The following is a 21032-nucleotide window of genomic DNA, read 5'->3' as shown; positions in this document are numbered from 1 at the left end:
GTCCAGGAGGCTGCTTATGATTGCGGCAGAAGGCAGATGTTTTGCCTTCAAGCTATTTGCAGCCTGTTAATAATCAAGTTATCGGCTGCACGTCCCGAAGATTGTCACGGACATGACATTCGACCTTTATCGAGGGTTAATCCTCATGCTTGTTGTAGATGCTTTATCCGAGCGAGCCGCCTGGTTTCGCCTGTTGACGCCCGAGCTGCAAGAGCGTGTCCGCCGCGACACGCTGATCACCGCATACGAGGCTGGAGCCATCGTCGAACGCAAGGGAGAGCGCGCCACTGCTTGGATAGGCGTGCTTTCGGGTTTGCTCAAGGTGTCAGTGGGAAACTCCGAAGGCAAGATTGCCTCCATGACGGGAGTGCCTGCCGGTGGCTGGATTGGCGAAGGCTCTTTGCTGAAAAACGAAGAGCGTAAATACGATGTGGTGGCCTTGCGCGACAGCCAGGTGGCCCGCTTGCCTGCCCACAGTTTCAACGATTTGCTGGACCAGAGTATTGCTTTCAACCGCTACCTCCTGCATCAGCTCAATGAGCGTGTGGCGCAATTTATCGGCAAGGCAGAGTACAACAGCCTGTCTACCCCCGATGCCCGCGTGGCGCGCTGTCTGGCAGAACTGTTCAACCCGCTGCTCTACCCCGGAAAAGGTCTGCGCCTGGACATTACCCAGGAAGAGATCGGCTACCTGGCGCGGGTATCGCGCCAACGTGCCAACCAGGCCCTGCGTCAACTGGAAAACGAAGGGCTGTTGTTGATCAAGTATGGTGGCGTCCAGGTGCTGGACCTGGACGGCCTGAAACGTTACGGCGATGAATATGCCGCCTGATTATGCGGCCACTGTCGGCCGCATCACAGTCAATCCATACGAATACCGGCACGCTCGATAACCGTGGCCCATTCAGCTCGTTCACGCTGAGCATAGGCCTGGAACTCATCGGGCGTCATGGGCATGGGCTCTACACCCATCGCGCGAATGCGCTGGTCCAGTTCAGGCGTTTTCAAAGCCTGCATCAAGTCCTGACTCAAATGTTGACGGGCAGCTTCGTCCATCTTGGGGGGGCCCACCAAACCTTGCCAGGCATAGGCATAGAAGTCGGCAATACCCGCTTCAGCCATGGTTGGCACATCAGGCAACAGGCTGCTGCGCTCGGGTGTGGCCACCGCCAGAACCCGCAATTTGCCAGCCTTGATATTGGACAGTGCTGCTGCGGAATCCACAAAAGACATATCCACCTGGCCGCCCAGCAAGTCCTGAATAGCGGGTGCGGCACCCTTGTAAGGCACATGCACGATCTGGGTGTCGGTACGCTGCTTGAACATTTCCAACGCCAGATGATGGGGTGAGCCACTACCGGCGGACGAGGACGTCAGTTTTTCAGGCTGTTTGCGAGCCACTTCAAGCAAATCCGCCACCGTTTTGTACGGAGACTCTTGCGGCACCGCCAGCATCAAGGGGAAACGGGCCAGCCCCCCCACATACGTAAAGGCCGCCGGGTCGTACTGCAGCTTGTTGTACAAGGAAGAGTTAAATGCCAACGTGCCTGAGTCAGCGGTACCCACGGTGTAGCCGTCCGGTTTGGCATTGCTGACATAAGTGGCACCAATGATGGTAGCGGCCCCCGGTTTGTTTTCCACAATCAGCGTCTGGCCCAGGCTGCTTTCCAACTGTTTGGCCACCAAACGGGCAATCACGTCTGAACCACCGCCTGCGGGATAAGGCACGACCCACGTTACCGCAGACTGGGGCCAATCCGCTGCCAGGGCCGTTCCTGTCAGGCTGGCACCCAGCAACACACCGACTCCCAATTTTTTCCAATGCATGATGTCTCCTTCGTACATGCAAACAGCGCGCTTAGGGCACTGTTTTTTTAAGTGTTAAGCATCCCGTTCGGGATGCGCAGAGACATTATGCGCGGACAGCCCTGCGTAGGGCATTAGTAACGATGCTGATATCGATTAGCGGTAATCGCGTGCGCCAAACAATGCCGAACCGACTCGCACTTCAGTGGAACCTTCCTGAATCGCCAGCTCGAAGTCGCCGCTCATGCCCATGGACAGGCCTTGCACCTGTTCATGGCCCATCTCCACCAGACGATCACGCCACTGACGCAAGGTTGCAAAACAGGTGCGCACCGCCTGGGGATCCTCGCTATTGACGGCCATGGTCATCAACCCCCGGACTTTCAGAGTATCGAGCGAGCGCAAGGACTGCATGAAAGCCGGCAATTGCTCCGGAGCCAAACCAAACTTGCCAGGCTCGGGGGAGGTCTTGACCTGCACAAGCACATCCAGGCTACGCTGCTCGGTTTGCAGGTGCCGATCCAGGGCCTGGGCCAGCGACAAACGATCCAAAGACTGGACTTCACTGGCCAAACGCGCAATGTCTTTGGCCTTATTGCTCTGCAGATGGCCTATCATCACCCACTGCACCGCGCGATCGGCCAGCTCGGTCTGCTTGTCCCGAATCTCCTGAACCTTGTTCTCACCCATTCGCGACAAACCCAAGTCCAGAGCTTGCGCCAGCACGGGCGCAGGAAAGGTTTTGCTGACCGGTAAAAGCGCCACCGTACCGGCAGGGCGACCAGCCTGCAAGCAAGCCTGTTCGATACGTTGGCGCAAGTGCGCCAAGCGACCAGAAAGGGAAGAGTCAGAAGAATCCATCAATGCACCAGCACCCAGATAAAAGCATCGCAAACGCTGCAAACACAACAGCGGCCATTTCCGATAGCATAACTGTTGCACACGGCCACCGCTAAGCCAATCCACAGCGTGTTTGCCGCGTTCTGCGTCCAGGCGCCATCACACGTCTTCACTGTGTACTCGTATCCTGTTTTCCCAACCTTATCGAGGAGCTCATGACAGATCGTCCCACCCATGCTTTGCCGTCATACCTGAATGCCGACGACGTCGGCCCGTGGGGTATTTATCTCGAACAAGTGGAGCGAGTCACGCCGTATCTGGGCAAATTGTCCCGATGGGTGGAAACACTCAAGCGCCCCAAGCGCACACTGATTGTCGACGTCCCCATCGAGCTGGATAACGGCACCGTGGCCCACTTTGAGGGCTACCGCGTTCAGCACAATACGTCCCGTGGCCCAGGCAAGGGCGGCGTACGCTACCACCAGGATGTCACCTTGTCCGAGGTGATGGCGCTGGCTGCCTGGATGTCGATCAAATCGGCGGCCGTGAACCTGCCCTTTGGTGGTGCCAAGGGTGGTATTCGTATTGACCCGCGCCACTACTCCCAGGCCGAACTGGAGCGTATCACCCGCCGCTACACCAGCGAGATTGGCGTGATCATTGGCCCGAACAAGGACATTCCCGCACCGGATGTGAACACCAACGCCCAGACCATGGCCTGGATGATGGACACCTACTCCATGAATGTCGGTGGTACCAGCACCGGCGTAGTCACTGGCAAGCCTGTGTCTTTGGGCGGCAGTCTTGGCCGTGTAGAAGCCACAGGCCGTGGCGTGTTTACCGTAGGTTGCGAAGCGGCCCGCGACGCCGGTATCGATCTGAACGGTGCCCGCGTCATTGTTCAGGGCTTCGGGAACGTGGGTGGCACCGCCGCCCGCTTGTTCCAGGAAGCGGGCGCCAAAGTACTGGCCGTACAGGACCACACAGGCACCGTTTACAACCCCAACGGTCTGGACGTTCTGGCCCTGCTGGACCACATGGAGCAGCATAAGGGTCTGGCCGGAGCCCCCAACGCCGAGGCCATTTCCAATGACGATTTCTGGCACATCGAAACCGATCTGCTGATCCCGGCCGCGCTGGAAGGCCAGATCAACAAAAACAATGCCGACCGCATCCGCGCCCGCATTGTGATCGAAGGTGCCAACGGCCCCACCACCCCGGAAGCCGATGACATCCTGAACGACAAGGGCGTGATCATTGTTCCGGACGTAGTGGCCAACGCAGGCGGCGTGACTGTGTCCTACTTTGAGTGGGTGCAGGACTTCTCCAGCTTCTTCTGGACCGAGGACGAGATCAACAACCGGCTGGAAATGATGATGCGTGCGGCCTACACCACCGTAGCGGCGGTTGCCAACGAGCACAACGTCACCCTGCGTACCGCTGCCTTTATTGTGGGTTGCGCCCGCATTCTGGAATCTCGTCAGGTACGCGGCCTGTATCCCTAAGCCCATAAGGCGGCATACTCGGTTTATGCCGCTTTTTATGAGCAAAATACAGCGATTGTGCAAAAAAATCAGGGGGAAAGCGGTAGAATCGGGCATCCAGGATATGACACCCGTATGAAACCCTTACCCCCTTTCTCTTTGACCGCAAGGACGTTGCTGTGACAAACAATGACCTGAACGCGGCGGTCCAGGTACGCGACATCCACAAACGCTTTGGCACCAACGAGGTGCTCAAGGGCATTTCCCTGCAGGCCCACAAGGGCGATGTGCTCTCCATTATCGGTGCCTCGGGCTCGGGTAAAAGTACCTTGCTGCGCTGCATTAACCACCTGGTCGTCCCCGATCAGGGCGAAATCCAGATCGGCAATGACATTTTGCGCAGCCATCGCAACCGCAAGGGCATTTGCCAGACGGACAATCCGCGCCTGTTGGAACAAGTCCGTGCCCGCTTGGGAATGGTGTTTCAGAACTTCAATCTGTGGTCGCACCGCACGGTGCTGCAAAACGTCACCGAAGGCCCCATTCACGTCAAGGGCCGGCCTGCTCGTGAAGCGGCCGAGTACGCCCGCGAACTGCTGGGCAAGGTGGGTCTGAGCAATAAATGTGATGCCTATCCGGCCGAATTGTCTGGCGGCCAGCAGCAACGCGTGGCTATTGCCCGTGCACTGGCCATGGACCCGGATGTTCTGTTGTTTGACGAGCCAACTTCCGCGCTGGACCCGGAAATGGTGGGCGAAGTACTGCGCGTCATTCGCCAGCTTGCCCAAGAAGGGCGCACCATGATCCTGGTCACCCACGAAATGAATTTTGCGCGTGACGTGTCCTCCGAGACCATTTTCATGCACAACGGCCTGATTGAAGAACGTGGCCATCCCAAAGATCTGTTCGATAGGCCACAATCCGAGCGTCTACAGCAGTTTCTACAACCAATGCAGTAAGATCATCGCTTCGTGAATACGACACAGGCTGGAAAACCGGCAGGGCCAATACGGCCCTCACCAGCCTATCCACAAAGGAGAGCCAGACCATGAGTTTCCTCAGCAAGACCCTGATCTGTGCCAGCCTGGCCCTGTTGGGCTCCCAGGCTGCAATGGCAGACACCCTGAAAATCGGCACCGAAGGCGGTTACCCACCATGGAGCATGGTGGATGCAGCCGGCAAGGTCACCGGCTTTGACGCCGATGTGGGCGCTGCCCTGTGCAAAGAGCTGAACAGCGACTGCAAATTCATCGTTCAAGCCTTTGACAGCCTGATCCCTTCGCTGGATGCCAATCGCTTTGACCTGATCATCTCGGGCATGTCCTACACCCCCGAGCGTGCCAAACGCGTGAACTTCAGTATTCCTTACGCCGTTGAAGACGCTATTTTCGTTCTGCCCAAGAACAGCGAGCTGGTCGGCGCGGACAACGAACAAACCATTTTTGATGGTCTGGCCGGTAAAACCATTGGCGTTCAAGGCGGCACCACCCACGGCGCTTTCCTGACCAAAAAAGCCCCCAAGACCACCGTCAAAAACTACGAAACCCTGGACCAGATGCAAATCGATCTGGACGCCGGTCGCCTGAACGGCACCTTTGCCGACCTGACGTCCCAGTCCAAGTTCCTGCATAAAGTCGGCGAAGATAACTTTGCCCTGTCCAAACTGGTCATCAAAGGTTCGTCCGACCCTGAAACGCTGGGTTATGGCATTGCCGTCGGTATTCACAAAGACAATGCAGAGTTGAAAGCCAAGGTTGACGCTGCCCTGTGCAAACTGATCGACGATGGCACCATCAAGACCGCCAGCGAAAAGTGGTTTGACATCGACATCGCCAACTACGAGATCTGCAAGAAATAAGTCGAGAAGTACCACTTGATGCTAGAAACTATCTTTAATGTGCTGCGCGAAGGCTGGGGCTGGATGTTCCTTCGCGGAGCAGCAATGACCTTGCTGATCTCCGTTTTGGGTATGGCCCTGGGCGTCGTCATTGGGATTACAGGCGCCAGCATCAAGACCAACGGGCCACGCTGGCTGCGTGGGCCCGTTAGCCTGTACACCACGGTTGTTCGTAGCATCCCCGAGCTGCTCATCATCTACCTGCTGTTTTTCGGCTCGGTGCAGTTTGTCTCCGATCTGGCCGACTTCATGCGCATGGAAGATGTGGTGACGCGCTGGTTTCCCGCACTGGTCGGGATCCTGGCCATTGGCCTGATTGCAGGCTCTTACAGCGTGGAAGTGTTTCGCGGTGCCTTGCAGGCCATTCCCGAAGGACAGATCGAGGCCGCCAAGGCCATTGGCATGTCCCCCTGGCAGCGTCTGCACCGCATTATTCTGCCGCAAATGTTCTGGTACGCCTTGCCCGGCGCCAATAACGTCTGGCAAACCGCACTGAAAGACACGGCCTTGATCTCCCTGGTGGGTCTGGTCGAGATCATGCGTGCCGCTACCCTGGGTGCCGCCAATACGCGTGAACCCATGGCCATGTACCTGATTGCAGGCGTGCTTTATTTTCTGATTGGTGCCTGTAGTCAGGCCCTGTTTTTGCTGGCCGAACGCTATACCGGCAAAGGCATGAGAGCCCAGGCATGATTGATCTGGAATTATTCAATACCACCGTCGAAACCCTGTTCAAGGGCTTTGGCATGAGCGTGTATATCGGCCTGTGGGGCATTGTGCTGTCGCTGTTCATCGGCCTGTCGCTGGCCTTGATGCGCCAGTCCCACAGTCGCATTTTGCGCAGCTTTGCCTTTAGCTACAGCACCGTATTCCGTGGCACCCCGCTGCTGGTGCAGTTGTTCCTGCTCTACTACGGCGTCGGCACCCTGAGCTTTGTCAAAGAGTCACCCACGTTGTGGTGGCTGTTCAGCGACGGCATGCGCTGCGCGATTCTGGCCATTGGTCTGAACAGTGGCGCCTATGTCAGTGAAGTTTTCCGGGGTGGTTTTCAGGCTGTGCCAGTCGGCCAGATCGAGGCCGCCAAGTCCATCGGCATGTCCGCCTGGATGCGGTTTCGTCGCGTGGCGTTTCCTTTGGCGATTCGTCAGGCCTTGCCCGCGTACAGTAATGAAATTGTGCTGGCCATCAAAGGCACCAGTCTGGCCTCGACCATTGCCGTCATGGACCTGACCGGCCACGCCAAACGTTTGATGAACCAGAACTACGCCATTATCGAAACTTTTGTGGTGGCAGGTCTGCTGTACTTACTGATCAACTTTACCCTGCTATCGGTGGTGCACCTGATCGAGCGTTGGTTGAAAGTTCGCCGTTAAACCGACACTATCCCAAACTCTGCGCCCCCTATCGCAACCACTGGACGCGGAGCACTGTCACATGCCAACACGCCCCAAACTGGCCCTGGTGGGCACTGGCGGCACCATTGCCGCCACCGCCCAATCCACTACCGGCCTGACCGACTACGACATCACCCAGGGCGTGCACACGCTGCTGCAAGCCGTACCCGGCATTAATGAACTAGCCGATCTGGAATGCCATCAGGTGTTCAACGTGGACAGCCGGGCCATGGGCTCGCTGATGTTGCTGGAACTGTCCCACAAGCTCAATGAACTGCTGGCACGGCCGGACATCAACGGCGCAGTAGTGACACACGGCACCGATACGCTGGAAGAAAGCGCTTTTTTCCTGCATCTGACCCTGAAAACCGACAAACCCGTGGTCATGGTGGCTGCCATGCGTCCGGCCTCGGCCCTGAGCGCAGACGGCCCGCTGAATCTGTATCAAGCCGTGCAAGTAGCCTGCTCTTCGCTGGCACAGGATCAGGGTGTGCTGGTGCTGCTCAACGACCAGATACACAGTGCCCGTTTCCTGAGCAAGCAACACACCACCCTGACCAGCGCATTCGGCTCACCCGATGCCGGCCCTCTGGGTCTGGTTGCAGGCGGCCAGCCACGTTTCATGATGCGCAGCCTGCTGCCCCACACGCACAACAGCCTGTTCGATGTGCGCTCCCTGCACAGCTTGCCTAAAGTTCAGATCTTTTACGATCACCCCGATACGCTGGCGGAACTGTATCGCCACGCGGCACAAAGCGGTGTGCAAGGCATTGTAGTGGCGGCAACCGGAAACGGCAGCCTGACTCCTGGCGCGCTGGAAGGCATCAGCCGGGCACACCGACTGGGCGTAGTGTGTGTACGGGCCTCTCGCATTCATGCAGGGCCGGTCACGGACAGTGCTTACGATCAAGACCATCACACCATCGCCGCACATTATCTGCCCGCACAAAAAGCCCGAATCTTGTTGATGCTATGTCTGGCCAGCAAGCTGGAGCACGATGAGATAGAGGCGGCTTTCCGCGACTATTAAGGCTCGGACTTTGGTCATCAACCCCCAGGTACGCAGACCAGACGACGACCTGAAACTGCACTGTGGCTGTGGCTGTCAGATACTAAGGGCCGAAGCGATCCAGTGATCTACGCAAGGGCGGTTCGGCAACCACTTGCTCCAGCGCAATACCAATGGGTTCAACCCAGTTCCAACTGCCGCTGACTGCTGAAGCATCTTGGTGCGCCCGTTAAAGGGTCTACAAAGGCGATATGCCGCGCCAGTAACTGCAAAGGCTGGCTGAAATCGTCTGCGTCACGCTCCGGCAAGAGTTCGGGGTAGAACACATCATTGATAATAGGTGCCCCCAGGCTGCTCAAATGCACGCGTAACTGGTGCTTGCGGCCACTTTTTGGACGCAGGCGGTACAAGGCCAGCTCCTGCCCCTGCTCATCTTGCCAGTGGCGTTCACAAACAATCTCGGTGCTGCTATTGGCCTCGCCCTCGAGCTCACACATGACAAACTTGCCGGGCACTTCTTTCATGCAGCTGCTGTACACCAGCCCATCAAGCAGTTTTTCCTGAAACGGCGCGACCGCCTCGTACTCCTTCGCAACGCCACCTTGCTGAAACAAGGACTGATAGGCTCCGCGAACCGCAGGGTCACGGCAGAACAACAGAACACCCGCCGTCTCTCTGTCCAGCCTATGGATGGGACTGATGTCATCCTCCCCAAAATCCCGGCGTAGTCGAGTCAGCGCAGTTTCGTACAAATAGCGTCCGCCCGGCGTTGTCGCCAGAAAATGGGGCTTGTCCACCGCGATCAGATGCTCGTCCGCATACAACACGGGCATCTCGAAAGGCACCGTCGCTTCGTTCTCCACCATACGGAAGTACCACAGCCAGCGGTCGGGCTGATAGCTGGAACCCGGCTGCTGCGGCACGCCGTTTTGATCCAGGATATCGCCCCGCGCCAGGCGCTCTCGCAATACCTCCGGGTCCATATGTGGAAAACGCTCCAGAAGAAAAGCATCCAGTAATGTCCAGGGGCCGCGCGGGCACCACACTTTACTGGGACTGACCCCATGACGCGAAGGGACGGGGGGAGAGCGACGTATCGATGCCATTACCAAAGCCAAACAGAAAACGGCCCGCTTAAAGCGGGCCTGACATCCAGGGCCATCAGTGTACTACCAGCCACCACACAGGCGGCTGGTAGATAGGGTACTCAGATTCAAACCGCAGTATCCCCAGGCAAAGCACGCCGCATGCGCACACCTTGTCTGGTCCACACCCAGAGCAAGATCAGCAATGCAGGCACAAACACCCAAAACTCAGAGGGGCGGTCGGGATGCGGTACCTTCACTTGCTCGATATCCCAACCCTGCTCCCATCCTGCACGGCGCGCGGAGCTACCAAAGGCAACCGATGCCACCTGAGCCGTGTCTCCAAAAGCCATGACCGTCAGGCCAGCCAAAGACAGGCGTTTGCTGGCGGCTGCCAGACCTGTAGCCTGATCGCCTTCGGGCAAGGCTGGCAAGGACACAGCAACCGTTTTTTGCAAATCCTCGCCTTCCAGGTTCATCCCGGCCAGTTGCACCACCAGATTGCCCCCGTCCGGTATGTTCTGCACCACTTGCATCAGCTCGGAGACAGGACGACTCTGGTATTTCTCACTGATATGGTTCATGAACCAGTCCGGCCGAAACAGCATGAACGTAGCCAGCAAGAGCAAAACAACCTCCACCCTGCTGGTTTTAATACGCAACCACCCGATTGTCGCCGCTGCGAAAGCCAGCGACGCCGCCGTCGCCCCCAGCACGACCAGGACCAATTCCCAGGCGCTGTGTATGCCAATCAACAACAGCATGGGATTGAAGATAAACATGAAGGGCAACACCGCCGTACGCATGGCATAGGTCACGCCTTTCACCCCGGTCTTGATCGGGTCCTCCCCTGAAATGGCGGCTGCCGCAAAAGTGGCCAAGCCCACCGGCGGCGTAATATCGGCCATGATTCCGTAATAGAACACGAACATGTGGACGGCAATCAGCGGAATCACCATACCGCTTTGCGCTCCCAGTTCCACCACGACTGGCGCCATCAGCGTTGCCATCAGAATGTAGTTGGCGGTCGTGGGCATGCCCAAACCCAACACCAGACACACAGCGGCTGTAAAGAACAACATGACCAGCACATTGCCCATGGAGACCAACTCCACAAACGCCGTCATGCGCAGGCCCAGACCAGTCAGGGTAATGGCTCCCACAATCAGGCCTGCTGTCCCGCAGGCAATCCCGATACCCACCATATTGCGGGCACCTTCCTGCAGTCCTGTCCACACATCGCTGATACCTTGACGCAACGGTTGCGCCGTTGCCTGCTTACGGAACCAGGCAATGATGGGGCGCTGTGTCGCCATCTGAAACAGCATGGCCACGACAGCCCAGAAAGCCGACAGACCGGCGGACAGCACCTCTACCGTCAGGCACCATACCAGAATGCCGATCGGGATCAGGAAATACAAACCGGCACGCACCGTGGGCCAAGGCTCGGGGCGCACCGGCGTATTCACATTGATATCGGTAGGCAGATCCTCGTGGTCTGCCGCGATTTTCAGCAAGTACACGTACAGTACCAGCAGCAAAAACAGCAAAATCCAGATAGCCGCATCACCGGCGATTGCCTGCACCCCGACACCGATCCAATAGACCAACCCCATCACACTTAAGGTGCCAGCCGTGCCCATACCCCAACCTGCTAATTTCTGGGTCACGGTCTTGGACTGGCCCGAGGCCATCATGGGCTGTATGCCCAGCTTCAGGGCTTCCAGATGCACGATATAAAACAGCGCAATATAGGAAATAACCGCAGGCAGCAATGCGTGGCGAATGATGTCGGTATAAGGAATGCCGACATACTCAATCATCAAAAAGGCAGCGGCCCCCATGACGGGTGGCATGATCTGGCCATTGACGGACGAGGCCGTTTCAATCGCCCCAGCCCGAATACCGCCGTAACCCGCTTTTTTCATCAAGGGAATGGTGAAAATACCACCTGTCACCACGTTGGCGACAGAAGAAGCCGAGACAAGGCCATTCACCGCCGAGGAGGCCACAGCCACTTTCGCTGGCCCGCCCCGCAAATGCCCCAGCAAGGCAAACGAGACCTGCATCATGTAATTGCCCGCCCCGCAGCGATCCAGCAAAGAGCCGAGCAATACAAAGATAAAGATGTACGAAACAGACACGCCCAGTGCAACCCCATACACGCCTTCCGTGGTCAGCCACATATGGGAGACAAGACGCTGCAAGGAGGCCCCCCGATGAGACAAGGCATCCGGTAGCCAAGGGCCCAGGAAGATATAGGCAACAAAGACAATCGCTAGCACCGCCATCGGTGCCCCCAAAGAGCGACGGGTCGCCTCCAGCAGCAACACCAAGCCCATGCTGGCCACCACCACGTCCATCGTGGTGGGAATACCGGGGCGCGAGGCTAATTCCTTATAGAAAAAGAATAAATACGAGCCACAAAACGCCGCGATCAGGGCCAATAACCAGTCATGAATCGGAATTCGGTCCCGCGCGGATTGTTTACGGGCAGGAAACGCCAGATAGGCCAAAAACATGGCGATACCCAAATGCAGGGCTCGCGCTTCAGTGTCATTGAAAATGCCCAGATTCAGGGCGAATGGCAGCGGAGAGGCGTACCAAAGCTGAAACAAGGACCAGCCTATTCCAACTAAAAACAAAACCATACCTGCAACGCCAGCCACAGAGCGTCCGCCACGGTCTACATCGGCAACCAGTTTTTCCAGCTCTGCCGTTTCATCCTGTGTCAGGGCCATGTCCGACCCCATTTTTTTATGTTCTTGTTGTGTCATTTACTGTATCTCCAGGAAAGCCCGGCGTGGAGCCCGAGTACCGCCAGCCAGGCACCCGATCCATCTGGACAGTGCAGTCCAGGTACTCCAGACCAGAGGCAAGGCCAAAGCAAGAGCCATGGCACTTGCGGCCAGGCTGGCGCAGCCAGCCTGGTGTCAATCAGACTGTCTTACAGCAGCCCTTTTTCCTTGAAGTACTTTTCAGCACCTTTGTGCAATGGCGCTGACAAACCATTTTTGACCATGTCTTCTTTCTTCAGATTCGCCAAGGCAGGATGCAAACGCTTGAAATCATCAAAGTTATCGAACACCGCCTTAACAACGTTGTAGACAGACTCTTCCGGTACATCCTCGGACGTCACAAACGTTGCCAGAACACCATAGGTTTGGACATCATCAGGATTGTTGGGATACAAACCACCCGGAATCGCAACCTTGGCGTAGTAGGGATAGGTCTGGACCAGCTTGTCCACGGCAGGACCTGTCAGAGGCACCAGCTTGGCCCCGCAAGAGGTGGTGGGGTCCTGGATATTGGCCGACGGATGGCCTACGCCATAGATAAAGCCGTCAATCTTGCCATCACACAATGCCGGGCCGTGCTCATCGGGACGCAGCTCCGAGGCCAGCGAGAAAAAGCTGTTATCCAGCCCCATGGCCTGCAACAACTGATCCATTGAGGCGCGCGTACCCGATCCCGGATTACCTACGTTAAAACGCTTGCCCTTGAAGTCGTCGAACTTGCTGATATTGGCCTCTTTGCGGGACAACACGGTAAAAGGCTCTGGATGAATGGAGAATACCGAGCGCAACTTCTTGTACGCCCCGCCGTCCTTGAACTGACCTTCACCGTTGTACGCGTTGTAGCCCACATCAGACTGCACCACACCCAAGTCCAGCTCGCCCGCTTTGATGGTGTTGACGTTAAAGACCGAACCGCCCGTGGATTCCACCGAGCAACGTACACCATCCGTGCCGCGATCTTTATTGACCAAACGGCAAATAGCACCACCGGCCGCGTAATACACCCCGGTCACACCACCCGTCCCGATACTGACAAACTTCTGCTGGGCGCTGGCAGGCAAGGGGCTGAGCAACATGGCGCACATCGCCGCCGTTGTGCCCAGTGCCCACACTGCTTTCTTGCCGGTTTTCTTACTAATGTGTTCCATCTTTGTGTCTCCCATGGGGGGTATCCCCGGTTTGTGTGGCCGGTACGACCGGTTTGTTTACAGAGACGAAGCGGGGTCAACCGCCTGGTCCTGTTGCCAATAAACTCCCTGACTTCGAAATGACGACTCCAGTTGCGCGAGACGCTGCACCACTGTCTTACCACCCAAGGTGGCGATCCGTGCCAACAAATGCTCAGCAACGGTGACAGTGCCCACTAGAGAATGAAAAAAACTGGCCGCAGGCTGTTCGCTGGCCTGTGCATCAAACAACAAGACATGCTCTGCGCCTTGCGCCACTGGGGACAGCACACTGTCCGTTACCGCGACCACTGTAATGCCCCGCTGAACCGCTTGCTGCACACTGTTGACCACTGTTTTCACATACGGGGCCTGACTGATCACCACGAGCACGCCACTGCTGTCCAAACCAGCCTCCAGCTCCAGAAACAAGTCCTGGGCCCGGTTCAACAAAACGCCATTACCTCGTATCAACTGATACGCATAATGCATCTGGAACGCACAGGCAAAACTGACCCCCAGGCCGATAAATCCCACTTTGGAAGCGCCCAGAAGTGCCTGGGCACACGCATCCAGCGAACTGACCGAATTCAGCCTCAAGACAGACTCCAGAGCCTGCTCCTGTTGTTCGCCCAGATCCCGTGTTTGTTGTTCTGAGGCCCGGTTGCCTTGCAAGTTCTGTGCTCGTGCCGCCATCGTGCCCCCATTGCGATGCAGGGCCTGCTGAAACGGCTCACGAAAACAGTCATAGCTTTCATAACCCGCCGCTTTAGCCAGACGAAGCATGGTGGCCGGCGCGACCGACAACTCCTGGGCCTGTTTGCGCATGGACCACAGGCTGACCTCAACCGGATGGCGTTCCACCCATTGCGCAGCACGACGCAGTTCGGGCGTCAGGCCAGGCAAGATACGCTGCAAACGCAACAAGGGCTCCATTTGTCGTCCTACTCACACGTCAATCCAGTAAAACGCATGTTAATCTGCAGAGCATCAAAAAAAACAAATGTTTTCCTAGGGTTTGCCCGCAAATACCTATAATTAGTTCTTTTCTTATGGGGGCAAGCTCAGTGTTGGCACCCGCGCTTGCTAGCGGATCTCAAAGAAATCATACCGTTTGTCAGTATAAGAACGCTGTAGATCCACCTGTTCAACCACTGCATGCTCAGGCCCGATATACAACCAACTGACCATGCTGTCTATGGCATCGGCACTGCCCTGCAACAGCAACTCTACGGAGCCATCCCCGGCATTGCTGACCCAACCTTTCACGCCATACAAATGAGCATGACGCAAGGCGCTGGCTCGAAACCCGACTCCTTGCACCCTCCCCTGAACACGTAGCTCTACCGTTTCACAATCCACCATGGGCCTGCTCCTGCTATTTATCGACGAAATACGGCACGCATTCGCCCCGCATCTCGATATTCAGTTAAATTAGTCACATCATTGTTGCATGATCGCCCCTGTCCCCGATTATCTGCTTTGTGCAGCTATTACCTTATGAATTTGCCCCGCCTTTTTACTCTAACGATGTGCAGGGCAATGTACATGCTAGGCATACTGGCCACGCTGGGATTTGTGTCACCACCGACCCAGGCTGCCCACCATTCCCAGCCACATATCGTCCGTGTGGGCGTTTACGAAAACCCACCCAAACTCCTGCTGGATAGTCAGGCCCGTCCTGGCGGCATTATGGGCGAACTGCTGCTGGAAATTGCCAAGCGTGAAGGCTGGACACTGGAATCCGTGCAATGCGACTGGCAACAATGTTTAAATGCCCTGCAAAATGGCTTGCTGGATATTGTGCCTGGCCTGGCTTACTCGCCCGAACGGGCCACCCTGTATAGCTATCACAGCCGCGCCGTGCTGGAGGACTGGTCACAGATATTTACGGGGAAAGGCACTGATATTAGTGCGCTGAACGACCTGAATGGCAAACGCATTGCTGTCATGGGCGGAACCCTGCAACTCGCCCAGCTCTACAATATCCTGAAAAAACTGGAGCTTGGCTCCAAACTGGTTATTGCCGACTCCCAATACAACGCACTGAAAATGGTTCAAACCAAACAAGCTGACGCGGCTGTCGTCGGCCATTTGTTTGGTGTACGTCACGCTGGTGAATATGGTCTGCAGACCGCTCCTATCCGACTGGAACCAACCAGCACCTATTTTGTGACTGCCAAGGATCACCACCTGGACCTGCTGGCCGCCCTTGATACTCACATCAAGCAATGGCAAGACAATAGCGACCCGTTCTACACGGAGACGCTGAACCAGTGGGGCCTGCGCCTGATTGAAAAACCGACCAAACCCTGGCTTATCCCCGCCTTGCTCACACTGGGTGTCTTGCTGACCCTTGCCCTGCTAACAGTTAGCCTGATGCGCATTGGCCTGCATCGCCAACGCAAAAAACTGGTCCGCACCGAACATCATCTGCATACCGTGCTGGATGCCATTGACGCCTATGTCTATATCAAGGATGACCAGTTTCGTTATCAATACGCCAACCGCAAACTATGTGAAGACCTGAACTACACCACCGTCAGCATTGTAGGTAAAACCGACCAGGACTTGTACGCCAACAAGCAGACCATTAACGAATTCCGTCATAACGACGAACAGGTGCTGTACAGCGGTGAACGCCTGGCGGTAGAAGAGGTGGTACGAGACCGGAAAGGCGAGATACGCGCCACCTTTTTCTCCATCAAAATGCCGGTCCAGGACCCCGAGACCCGACAAACCCGCTTGTACTGTATTTCCACCAATATCTCGGCACTGAAAGCCACGCAGTCAGAAAACTACCGGCTGGCTTTCTACGACCCGTTAACCGAACTGCCCAACCGCCGCCTGCTGCTGCAACGCCTGGAACGCCACTTGCAAACCATAGAGCCATACAAACGGCCTGGTGCGCTGTATTTCCTGGATCTGGACCGATTCAAGCACATTAACGATGCGCGGGGACACGCCATTGGCGATGCCCTGCTGCGCAAAGTGGCGCGCCGCCTGTCCTTGATGATTGACCCCCAGGACATCGTGGCCCGCTTGGGTGGGGACGAATTCGTCATCCTGAAAATTCTGCAGCCCGGTACGGTACGGGACTGCTACAAAGAGGCCCTGGAGTTTGCAGAGCTGGTACGCACCCGCCTGGAAGAGCCCTACAGCATCGAGGGCCACTCCTACTTGAGCAGCAGCAGTATTGGTCTGGCACTGATTACCGACAGCTCCTTGACTGCCGAGGACCTGATGCGACAAGCAGACACCGCCATGTATCGATCCAAGGAAAATGGTCGCAACCAGATCACCTTGTACGAACCCGGTATGCAAGAGGCGTTGGAAGAGAATCTGAGTCTGCAGCACGATCTGCGTTTTGCCATTGGTTCGGATCAGTTGCGCCTGTTTGTTCAGTCCCAGTACGACAAGCAAAACCGCATCTGCGGGGCCGAGGTGCTGTTGCGCTGGTTGCATCCAACACGCGGTATGTTGACCCCCAATCTATTCATTCCACTGGCCGAAAGCACGGACCTGATCACGCCACTGGGCGACTGGATCATGGCATCAGTTTGTGATTTGCTGCTGCAGACCCAGGAATGCAGCTTTCCTATTTCCATTAATGTCAGCCCAATTCAATTCCGTCGCCCTGACTTTGCCCGCCGCACACGCCAGATCCTGGAGACCAGCGGCGCACCGGCCCATCGCCTGATCTTTGAAATTACCGAAGGCGTGCTGATGGAAGACTTCTCCTCCGCCAATAGCATGATGCGCGAGCTAAAGGATCTGGGGATCCGCTTTTCCATGGACGACTTTGGCACAGGCTATTCCAACCTGGCGGCCATCCGCCGCCTGCCGCTATACGAGCTGAAAATAGACCGCAGCCTGATCCTGGGAGTCCCCATGGAACAAGAAGCCAACGCCATCGTGCGTACGGTATTGGCTATGGCACGGCAACTGGGCCTGCACGTCGTCGTTGAAGGCGTGGAAAATGAGCTGCAAAAAGAATTTCTGCTGCGTCGCGGCTGCCATGCCCTACAAGGTTATCTGTTCAGCGCACCGCAGTTGGTGGAACAGTGGCTGGAGGTGATTAAGCAGGATGATGGTGCTCAACCATAACAGCCATCGACCGCACTAAATTCAGTTAACGGCCCTGCACTCTGCTACTCAAGCGGAAGATATGAACGCCCCCGGATGGAAGCTCCACAAGTTATCTGGCAAAAACCCCAAAGGCCAATCTGTACAAGATCACTACACAATATCGGTTAGCGGAAACTGGCGTCTAACCTTTTACTTTGAAGGCGAAGACGCTGTTTTGGTGGACTACCAGGACTATCACTAGGAAAACATTATGCGTATGCACAACCCATCCCACCCCGGCCCAGTCTTGCGGGAATACTTGGGCGAACTCAGTGTCACTGAGGCGGCATCCCGCCTTGGCGTAACGCGTGCAGCCTTATCGCGCATTCTCAATGGTTCTGCCGGTATTTCGGCAGACATGGCCTTACGCCTGCGCGACGCCCTTGGAACCAGTGCTGAAATGTGGATCAACATGCAGTCCCACTACGATCTTTGGCAGGCAGAGCAAAAGCCAAGGCCCAAAGTCGTGTCCTTTCATGGACCTGCTCATGCCTGAGCGACGACGCGCGGAATAAACAATAAATCGATGTGAGCTGCACGGCGTACTCGGACGCCATGTGCTTTTTCAGCCTGCAATCTATCCTCAAGCCTGCTCCAGATTAGGTATCTGGCTCTTTGTCCTGAGCCAGCTCTGCCTCTTCCGGCAAGACCCAATCCAGACGCTCGTGCTCTATATCGGTATGCAAGGGTTCGATCCCCGGCTGGGTACGCTTGGCTCTGGCCGATAATTCAGCGAAGCGGCTGACTTTACCGTACAAGCCCTGCTGACCAGCCAATGCTGTCACCGTGCTGTTGTAGTGCTTGCCCGCCTGTCCCAAGGTTTCGCCCAGTTTTTTCAGGCGCTCGGCCAGAATAGAGACCTGGTTATAGATATCGCCCGCGCGTTGGCTAAGCTCATGGGCCTGCTCATTGCTACGCACCATCATCCAGATATTGGCGACGGTACGCAAAATAGGCAGCAGGGTCGTATGCGAGACCATCAGAACATTCTTGCCCAGGCCGTAGTCGAACAGGCCATGCTGTTGCTGTAGAGCCTGCATATACGCCGCCTCGATAGGCACGTACATAAACACGAAGCCGGGGCTGTTCAAGCCTGCCAAGGCGCTGTAATCCTTGGAGGCCAGATCATCAATATGATTGCGCAGCGCCTGCACATGCGCTTGCAGGCTTTGTTGACGTTCTTCGTCCGTCTGGGCGCGAATGGCGCGGTCGTAGTCCACCAGGGACACTTTGCAATCGAGCACCAGATGCTTGTCCTGCGGCAAGTGCACCACGAAGTCGGGGTATCGCAGGCGGCCTTGCTCGTCGCGGGCCTGCCATTGTGTGTCGAAATGGACACCTCGTACCAAACCGGCCACTTCCAGCGTTTTTTCCAACTGGGTTTCGCCCCAGTTGCCGGTGGTCTTTTTATCCCCCTTCAGCGCCACCGCCAGGGAATGGGCCTCGGCGCTCATGCGCAGGCCCATTTCCTGCATGCGTTGCAGTTCCAGATTCAAGGCGGTCTGGCCTTTAACGGATTCATCATGTACTTGATTCACGCGCAATTGGAAACCTGCCAATTGCTCCCGGAACGGTCGTAGCATTTCATCCAGGGTACGTTGGCTATCCTGCCGCAGCGTCTGCCCTTTGGCCTCTAGGATCTGCTGGGCCAGGGACTCGAACTGCAAGCGCATTTGTTCGCGGCTATGCTCCAAGTCCTCTTGTATGGCCTGATTGCGCATCTGCTGAGCCTGCAACTGGGCGTCGCGGCGTACCAGCTCTTTATCCAGCTCCACCGCCCTATCCTGCGCGTCCTGAGCCTGCGCCTGCGCATGGGCCAGGTCTTGTTCCAGACGAGCGCAACGATCTTCCAAAGCCTGCTCGACAGGCGCACGCATGCGCGCCCGCAGCCACAACCCGATCAGCAAGCCCAGTGCCAAAGCGACCAGGACAATCAGCACATCCAACCCGCTCAAATCCAGCTCCATCCACCGTACTCCTACTCAGCTCTGCCCACTCAGGAATGCCCTGGCGGGTCTGGCTGACTAAGCCTGCTATTTAACCGTATAACGCTGGTAATTTATACACCCTTTTGCGGTCCCTCTCGACAGGGAGCAGGATAATTTCATCCAGCCTGCATGTGCAAAAAACCTCCCGCAATGCCGTCACATCCAGACAAAACTGGACGCTAAATCCCGTATTTGGGGGACAAATCAGAAACGTCTGCTCGATAGGATAGGGAGGTTTCTGATTTTTTATGTCTTTTCATGCACTGGATCAGCAATGCACGGATTGTGGCGATTTTCTCTGTCGTTTGCCTGCATATCGCCGCCTACGCCGTCCTGAATGCCGAGTTGGGCACAGCCAACTGGTGGAGTGGCAATCTCTACGATGCTGCCACCCGCTGGTGTGTACCGGTGTTTGTCATGGTCAGCGGTGCGCTCTTGCTGGAGCCCCGTCCCCAGGAAGGCATGAAGCTGTTCTATCGCAAGCGAGCATCGCGAGTCTTGCTGCCGCTGCTGTTCTGGACCGCGTTTTACCTGGGCTGGACAGCCTTCAAGCAGCATTGGTGGGCGCCAGACGCTGACCCTTATCCCTATCTGGAACGGCTGCTACAAGGGCGGCCTTACTTCCACCTCTGGTTTCTGTACATGATTGTGTTCCTGTACCTGTTCACGCCCTTTTTGCGGCGTATGGTTCAGAGCACCAATTTGAAGCAACTGGCTGCGTTGACCGGGGCGAGCTTTGTGCTGTCTGCCCTCAGCACCCTCAGCAAACCGGAACTGAACACTCACTCTGCGCCCTTCTTTACCTGGTTCCTGTCCTATCTACCTTATTTCCTGCTGGGTTATCTGCTGCGTAAAGTGCCTGTCACTGTACCCCGCTGGCTGACTATGACGGTGCTACTCAGCAGTATCGCAGCGACAGCCTGGGGCTTTTATACGCTGGCAATCACACACGATCGGCAAACAGGTGCGTACTTTTATGATTACTTAAGCATCACCGTCATCCCCATGTCCATCGCGCTGATTCTGCTGCTGCGTGACTGGAACCAGCCTTTGATCAACTCGCGTATCAGTGCCCATCTGGCGGAGCTGACCTTGGGGGTGTATTTGATCCACCCCTGGCTGATCGACCTGATGTACCGCTACCTGTTCACGGCACTGGATTTCAATGCGCTGTGGTCGATTCCGGTGCTGGCGGTAGCCATTTATGGGCTATCCCTGTTGCTGACGGCGGGCTTCAAAGCGACGCCAGTTTTGCGGGCAACCGTCTAAAAACAAATACGTAACACATGAAAAATGGGCAAGCTTCCAAGGGAAAACTTGCCCATCTCCATCTACTGGTGCGCAATCATCGCTACTGATTACTAGCGGCCAATTACCCAGCGCCAAACATTCAATACCACGCCCTGCTACCGTAAACCCATGACCGGCCACGGACAA

The 21032-nt window shown here is 56.4% G+C and carries 19 protein-coding genes; 11 read left to right on the top strand and 8 right to left on the bottom strand.

Translation table 11 applies throughout. The features are described from left to right. Positions 1-145: 145 nt before the first annotated feature. On the top strand, positions 146-832 hold the full coding sequence (locus ACDI13_RS11270; protein WP_316989490.1) for a Crp/Fnr family transcriptional regulator: 687 nt from the start codon (positions 146-148) through the stop codon (positions 830-832). A gap of 29 nt (positions 833-861) precedes the next feature. Here ACDI13_RS11270 and ACDI13_RS11265 read toward each other — a convergent pair whose 3' ends face one another. Both ACDI13_RS11265 and ACDI13_RS11260 read right to left on the bottom strand, forming a co-directional pair. Continuing rightward, positions 862-1827 carry a tripartite tricarboxylate transporter substrate binding protein gene (locus tag ACDI13_RS11265; RefSeq protein ID WP_316989489.1) on the bottom strand — a complete coding sequence of 322 codons (966 nt, stop codon included), beginning with the start codon at positions 1825-1827 and terminating at the stop codon, positions 862-864. Between the two features lie 135 nt (positions 1828-1962). After that, the gene (locus tag ACDI13_RS11260; protein ID WP_316989488.1) at positions 1963-2667 is read right to left on the bottom strand and encodes a YggS family pyridoxal phosphate-dependent enzyme; all 705 of its coding nucleotides are present in this window, start codon (positions 2665-2667) and stop codon (positions 1963-1965) included. 194 nt (positions 2668-2861) lie between these two features. On the opposite strand from ACDI13_RS11260, the gene ACDI13_RS11255 reads away from it, so the two are divergent. The 6 genes from ACDI13_RS11255 (at position 2862) to ACDI13_RS11230 (ending at position 8451) form a co-directional block, all read left to right on the top strand. Continuing rightward, positions 2862-4151, top strand: coding sequence for a Glu/Leu/Phe/Val dehydrogenase (locus ACDI13_RS11255; protein ID WP_316989487.1), 1290 nt, complete (start codon positions 2862-2864; stop codon positions 4149-4151). 158 nt (positions 4152-4309) lie between these two features. After that, a complete protein-coding gene (locus ACDI13_RS11250; RefSeq protein ID WP_316989486.1) occupies positions 4310-5089 on the top strand; it encodes an amino acid ABC transporter ATP-binding protein in 780 nt (259 codons plus the stop codon). A gap of 89 nt (positions 5090-5178) precedes the next feature. After that, the gene (locus ACDI13_RS11245; RefSeq protein WP_316989485.1) at positions 5179-5988 is read left to right on the top strand and encodes a transporter substrate-binding domain-containing protein; all 810 of its coding nucleotides are present in this window, start codon (positions 5179-5181) and stop codon (positions 5986-5988) included. 18 nt (positions 5989-6006) lie between these two features. Next, positions 6007-6720 (top strand): ABC transporter permease subunit, encoded by a 714-nt coding sequence (locus ACDI13_RS11240; protein ID WP_316989493.1) that lies wholly within the window; start codon positions 6007-6009, stop codon positions 6718-6720. After that, positions 6717-7400, top strand: a complete 684-nt coding sequence (locus ACDI13_RS11235) for an ABC transporter permease subunit (RefSeq protein WP_316989484.1) — start codon at positions 6717-6719, stop codon at positions 7398-7400. Before ACDI13_RS11240 ends, ACDI13_RS11235 begins: the two co-directional genes overlap by 4 nt. A 61-nt stretch (positions 7401-7461) precedes the next feature. Then, positions 7462-8451 (top strand): asparaginase, encoded by a 990-nt coding sequence (locus tag ACDI13_RS11230; RefSeq protein WP_316989483.1) that lies wholly within the window; start codon positions 7462-7464, stop codon positions 8449-8451. Between the two features lie 158 nt (positions 8452-8609). Here the strand turns inward: ACDI13_RS11230 and ACDI13_RS11225 are convergent, their stop codons facing one another. From ACDI13_RS11225 to ACDI13_RS11205, 5 genes are all read right to left on the bottom strand, one after another. Continuing rightward, positions 8610-9536, bottom strand: a complete 927-nt coding sequence (locus tag ACDI13_RS11225) for a pseudouridine synthase (RefSeq protein ID WP_316989482.1) — start codon at positions 9534-9536, stop codon at positions 8610-8612. 107 nt (positions 9537-9643) lie between these two features. Continuing rightward, positions 9644-12292 (bottom strand): TRAP transporter permease, encoded by a 2649-nt coding sequence (locus ACDI13_RS11220; RefSeq protein ID WP_372372457.1) that lies wholly within the window; start codon positions 12290-12292, stop codon positions 9644-9646. Positions 12293-12462: 170 nt separating this feature from the next. After that, on the bottom strand, positions 12463-13398 hold the full coding sequence (locus ACDI13_RS11215) for a TAXI family TRAP transporter solute-binding subunit (RefSeq protein ID WP_372373119.1): 936 nt from the start codon (positions 13396-13398) through the stop codon (positions 12463-12465). Between the two features lie 120 nt (positions 13399-13518). Beyond that, positions 13519-14415, bottom strand: a complete 897-nt coding sequence (locus ACDI13_RS11210) for a MurR/RpiR family transcriptional regulator (protein ID WP_316989480.1) — start codon at positions 14413-14415, stop codon at positions 13519-13521. A 150-nt stretch (positions 14416-14565) separates the two neighbouring features. Then, the gene (locus tag ACDI13_RS11205) at positions 14566-14844 is read right to left on the bottom strand and encodes an acylphosphatase (RefSeq protein ID WP_316989479.1); all 279 of its coding nucleotides are present in this window, start codon (positions 14842-14844) and stop codon (positions 14566-14568) included. Positions 14845-15027: 183 nt separating this feature from the next. On the opposite strand from ACDI13_RS11205, the gene ACDI13_RS11200 reads away from it, so the two are divergent. The 3 genes from ACDI13_RS11200 (at position 15028) to ACDI13_RS11190 (ending at position 18103) form a co-directional block, all read left to right on the top strand. Beyond that, positions 15028-17586 (top strand): EAL domain-containing protein, encoded by a 2559-nt coding sequence (locus tag ACDI13_RS11200; protein ID WP_316989478.1) that lies wholly within the window; start codon positions 15028-15030, stop codon positions 17584-17586. Positions 17587-17647: 61 nt separating this feature from the next. Then, a complete protein-coding gene (locus ACDI13_RS11195) occupies positions 17648-17809 on the top strand; it encodes a type II toxin-antitoxin system RelE/ParE family toxin (RefSeq protein ID WP_372372456.1) in 162 nt (53 codons plus the stop codon). Positions 17810-17818: 9 nt separating this feature from the next. Next, complete coding sequence (locus ACDI13_RS11190) at positions 17819-18103, top strand: HigA family addiction module antitoxin (RefSeq protein WP_026483809.1); 285 nt, start codon at positions 17819-17821, stop codon at positions 18101-18103. 103 nt (positions 18104-18206) lie between these two features. On the opposite strand, the gene ACDI13_RS11185 is transcribed toward ACDI13_RS11190, so the two are convergent. Continuing rightward, positions 18207-19574: a DNA recombination protein RmuC gene (locus ACDI13_RS11185; protein WP_316989477.1), complete on the bottom strand. Its 1368-nt coding sequence runs from the start codon at positions 19572-19574 to the stop codon at positions 18207-18209. A gap of 279 nt (positions 19575-19853) precedes the next feature. Between ACDI13_RS11185 and ACDI13_RS11180 the strand changes: the two genes are divergently transcribed. Then, entirely contained in the window at positions 19854-20864 is a 1011-nt protein-coding gene (locus tag ACDI13_RS11180) for an acyltransferase family protein (protein WP_316989476.1), read from the top strand. Positions 20865-21032: the final 168 nt, after the last annotated feature.

Origin of the sequence: Alcaligenes faecalis, assembly GCF_041521385.1 — a bacterium.
Classification (GTDB): domain Bacteria; phylum Pseudomonadota; class Gammaproteobacteria; order Burkholderiales; family Burkholderiaceae_B; genus Alcaligenes; species Alcaligenes faecalis_E.
The sequence above is the reverse complement of the archived record's forward strand: the minus strand, read 5'-3'. Positions and strand labels throughout refer to the sequence as shown.

Excerpts from the sequence above, each read along its gene's own strand:
- ACDI13_RS11190 (WP_026483809.1), top strand. The coding sequence starts at position 17,819 with ATGCGTATGCACAACCCATCCCACCCCGGCCCAGTCTTGCGGGAATAC.
- ACDI13_RS11255 (WP_316989487.1), top strand. The coding sequence starts at position 2,862 with ATGACAGATCGTCCCACCCATGCTTTGCCGTCATACCTGAATGCCGAC.
- ACDI13_RS11240 (WP_316989493.1), top strand. The coding sequence starts at position 6,007 with ATGCTAGAAACTATCTTTAATGTGCTGCGCGAAGGCTGGGGCTGGATG.
- ACDI13_RS11205 (WP_316989479.1), bottom strand. The coding sequence starts at position 14,844 with ATGGTGGATTGTGAAACGGTAGAGCTACGTGTTCAGGGGAGGGTGCAA.
- ACDI13_RS11185 (WP_316989477.1), bottom strand. The coding sequence starts at position 19,574 with ATGGAGCTGGATTTGAGCGGGTTGGATGTGCTGATTGTCCTGGTCGCT.
- ACDI13_RS11260 (WP_316989488.1), bottom strand. The coding sequence starts at position 2,667 with ATGGATTCTTCTGACTCTTCCCTTTCTGGTCGCTTGGCGCACTTGCGC.
- ACDI13_RS11225 (WP_316989482.1), bottom strand. The coding sequence starts at position 9,536 with ATGGCATCGATACGTCGCTCTCCCCCCGTCCCTTCGCGTCATGGGGTC.
- ACDI13_RS11245 (WP_316989485.1), top strand. The coding sequence starts at position 5,179 with ATGAGTTTCCTCAGCAAGACCCTGATCTGTGCCAGCCTGGCCCTGTTG.
- ACDI13_RS11200 (WP_316989478.1), top strand. The coding sequence starts at position 15,028 with ATGCTAGGCATACTGGCCACGCTGGGATTTGTGTCACCACCGACCCAG.
- ACDI13_RS11235 (WP_316989484.1), top strand. The coding sequence starts at position 6,717 with ATGATTGATCTGGAATTATTCAATACCACCGTCGAAACCCTGTTCAAG.
- ACDI13_RS11215 (WP_372373119.1), bottom strand. The coding sequence starts at position 13,398 with ATGTGCGCCATGTTGCTCAGCCCCTTGCCTGCCAGCGCCCAGCAGAAG.
- ACDI13_RS11230 (WP_316989483.1), top strand. The coding sequence starts at position 7,462 with ATGCCAACACGCCCCAAACTGGCCCTGGTGGGCACTGGCGGCACCATT.
- ACDI13_RS11270 (WP_316989490.1), top strand. The coding sequence starts at position 146 with ATGCTTGTTGTAGATGCTTTATCCGAGCGAGCCGCCTGGTTTCGCCTG.
- ACDI13_RS11220 (WP_372372457.1), bottom strand. The coding sequence starts at position 12,292 with ATGACACAACAAGAACATAAAAAAATGGGGTCGGACATGGCCCTGACA.
- ACDI13_RS11195 (WP_372372456.1), top strand. The coding sequence starts at position 17,648 with ATGAACGCCCCCGGATGGAAGCTCCACAAGTTATCTGGCAAAAACCCC.
- ACDI13_RS11180 (WP_316989476.1), top strand. The coding sequence starts at position 19,854 with ATGCACTGGATCAGCAATGCACGGATTGTGGCGATTTTCTCTGTCGTT.
- ACDI13_RS11265 (WP_316989489.1), bottom strand. The coding sequence starts at position 1,827 with ATGCATTGGAAAAAATTGGGAGTCGGTGTGTTGCTGGGTGCCAGCCTG.
- ACDI13_RS11210 (WP_316989480.1), bottom strand. The coding sequence starts at position 14,415 with ATGGAGCCCTTGTTGCGTTTGCAGCGTATCTTGCCTGGCCTGACGCCC.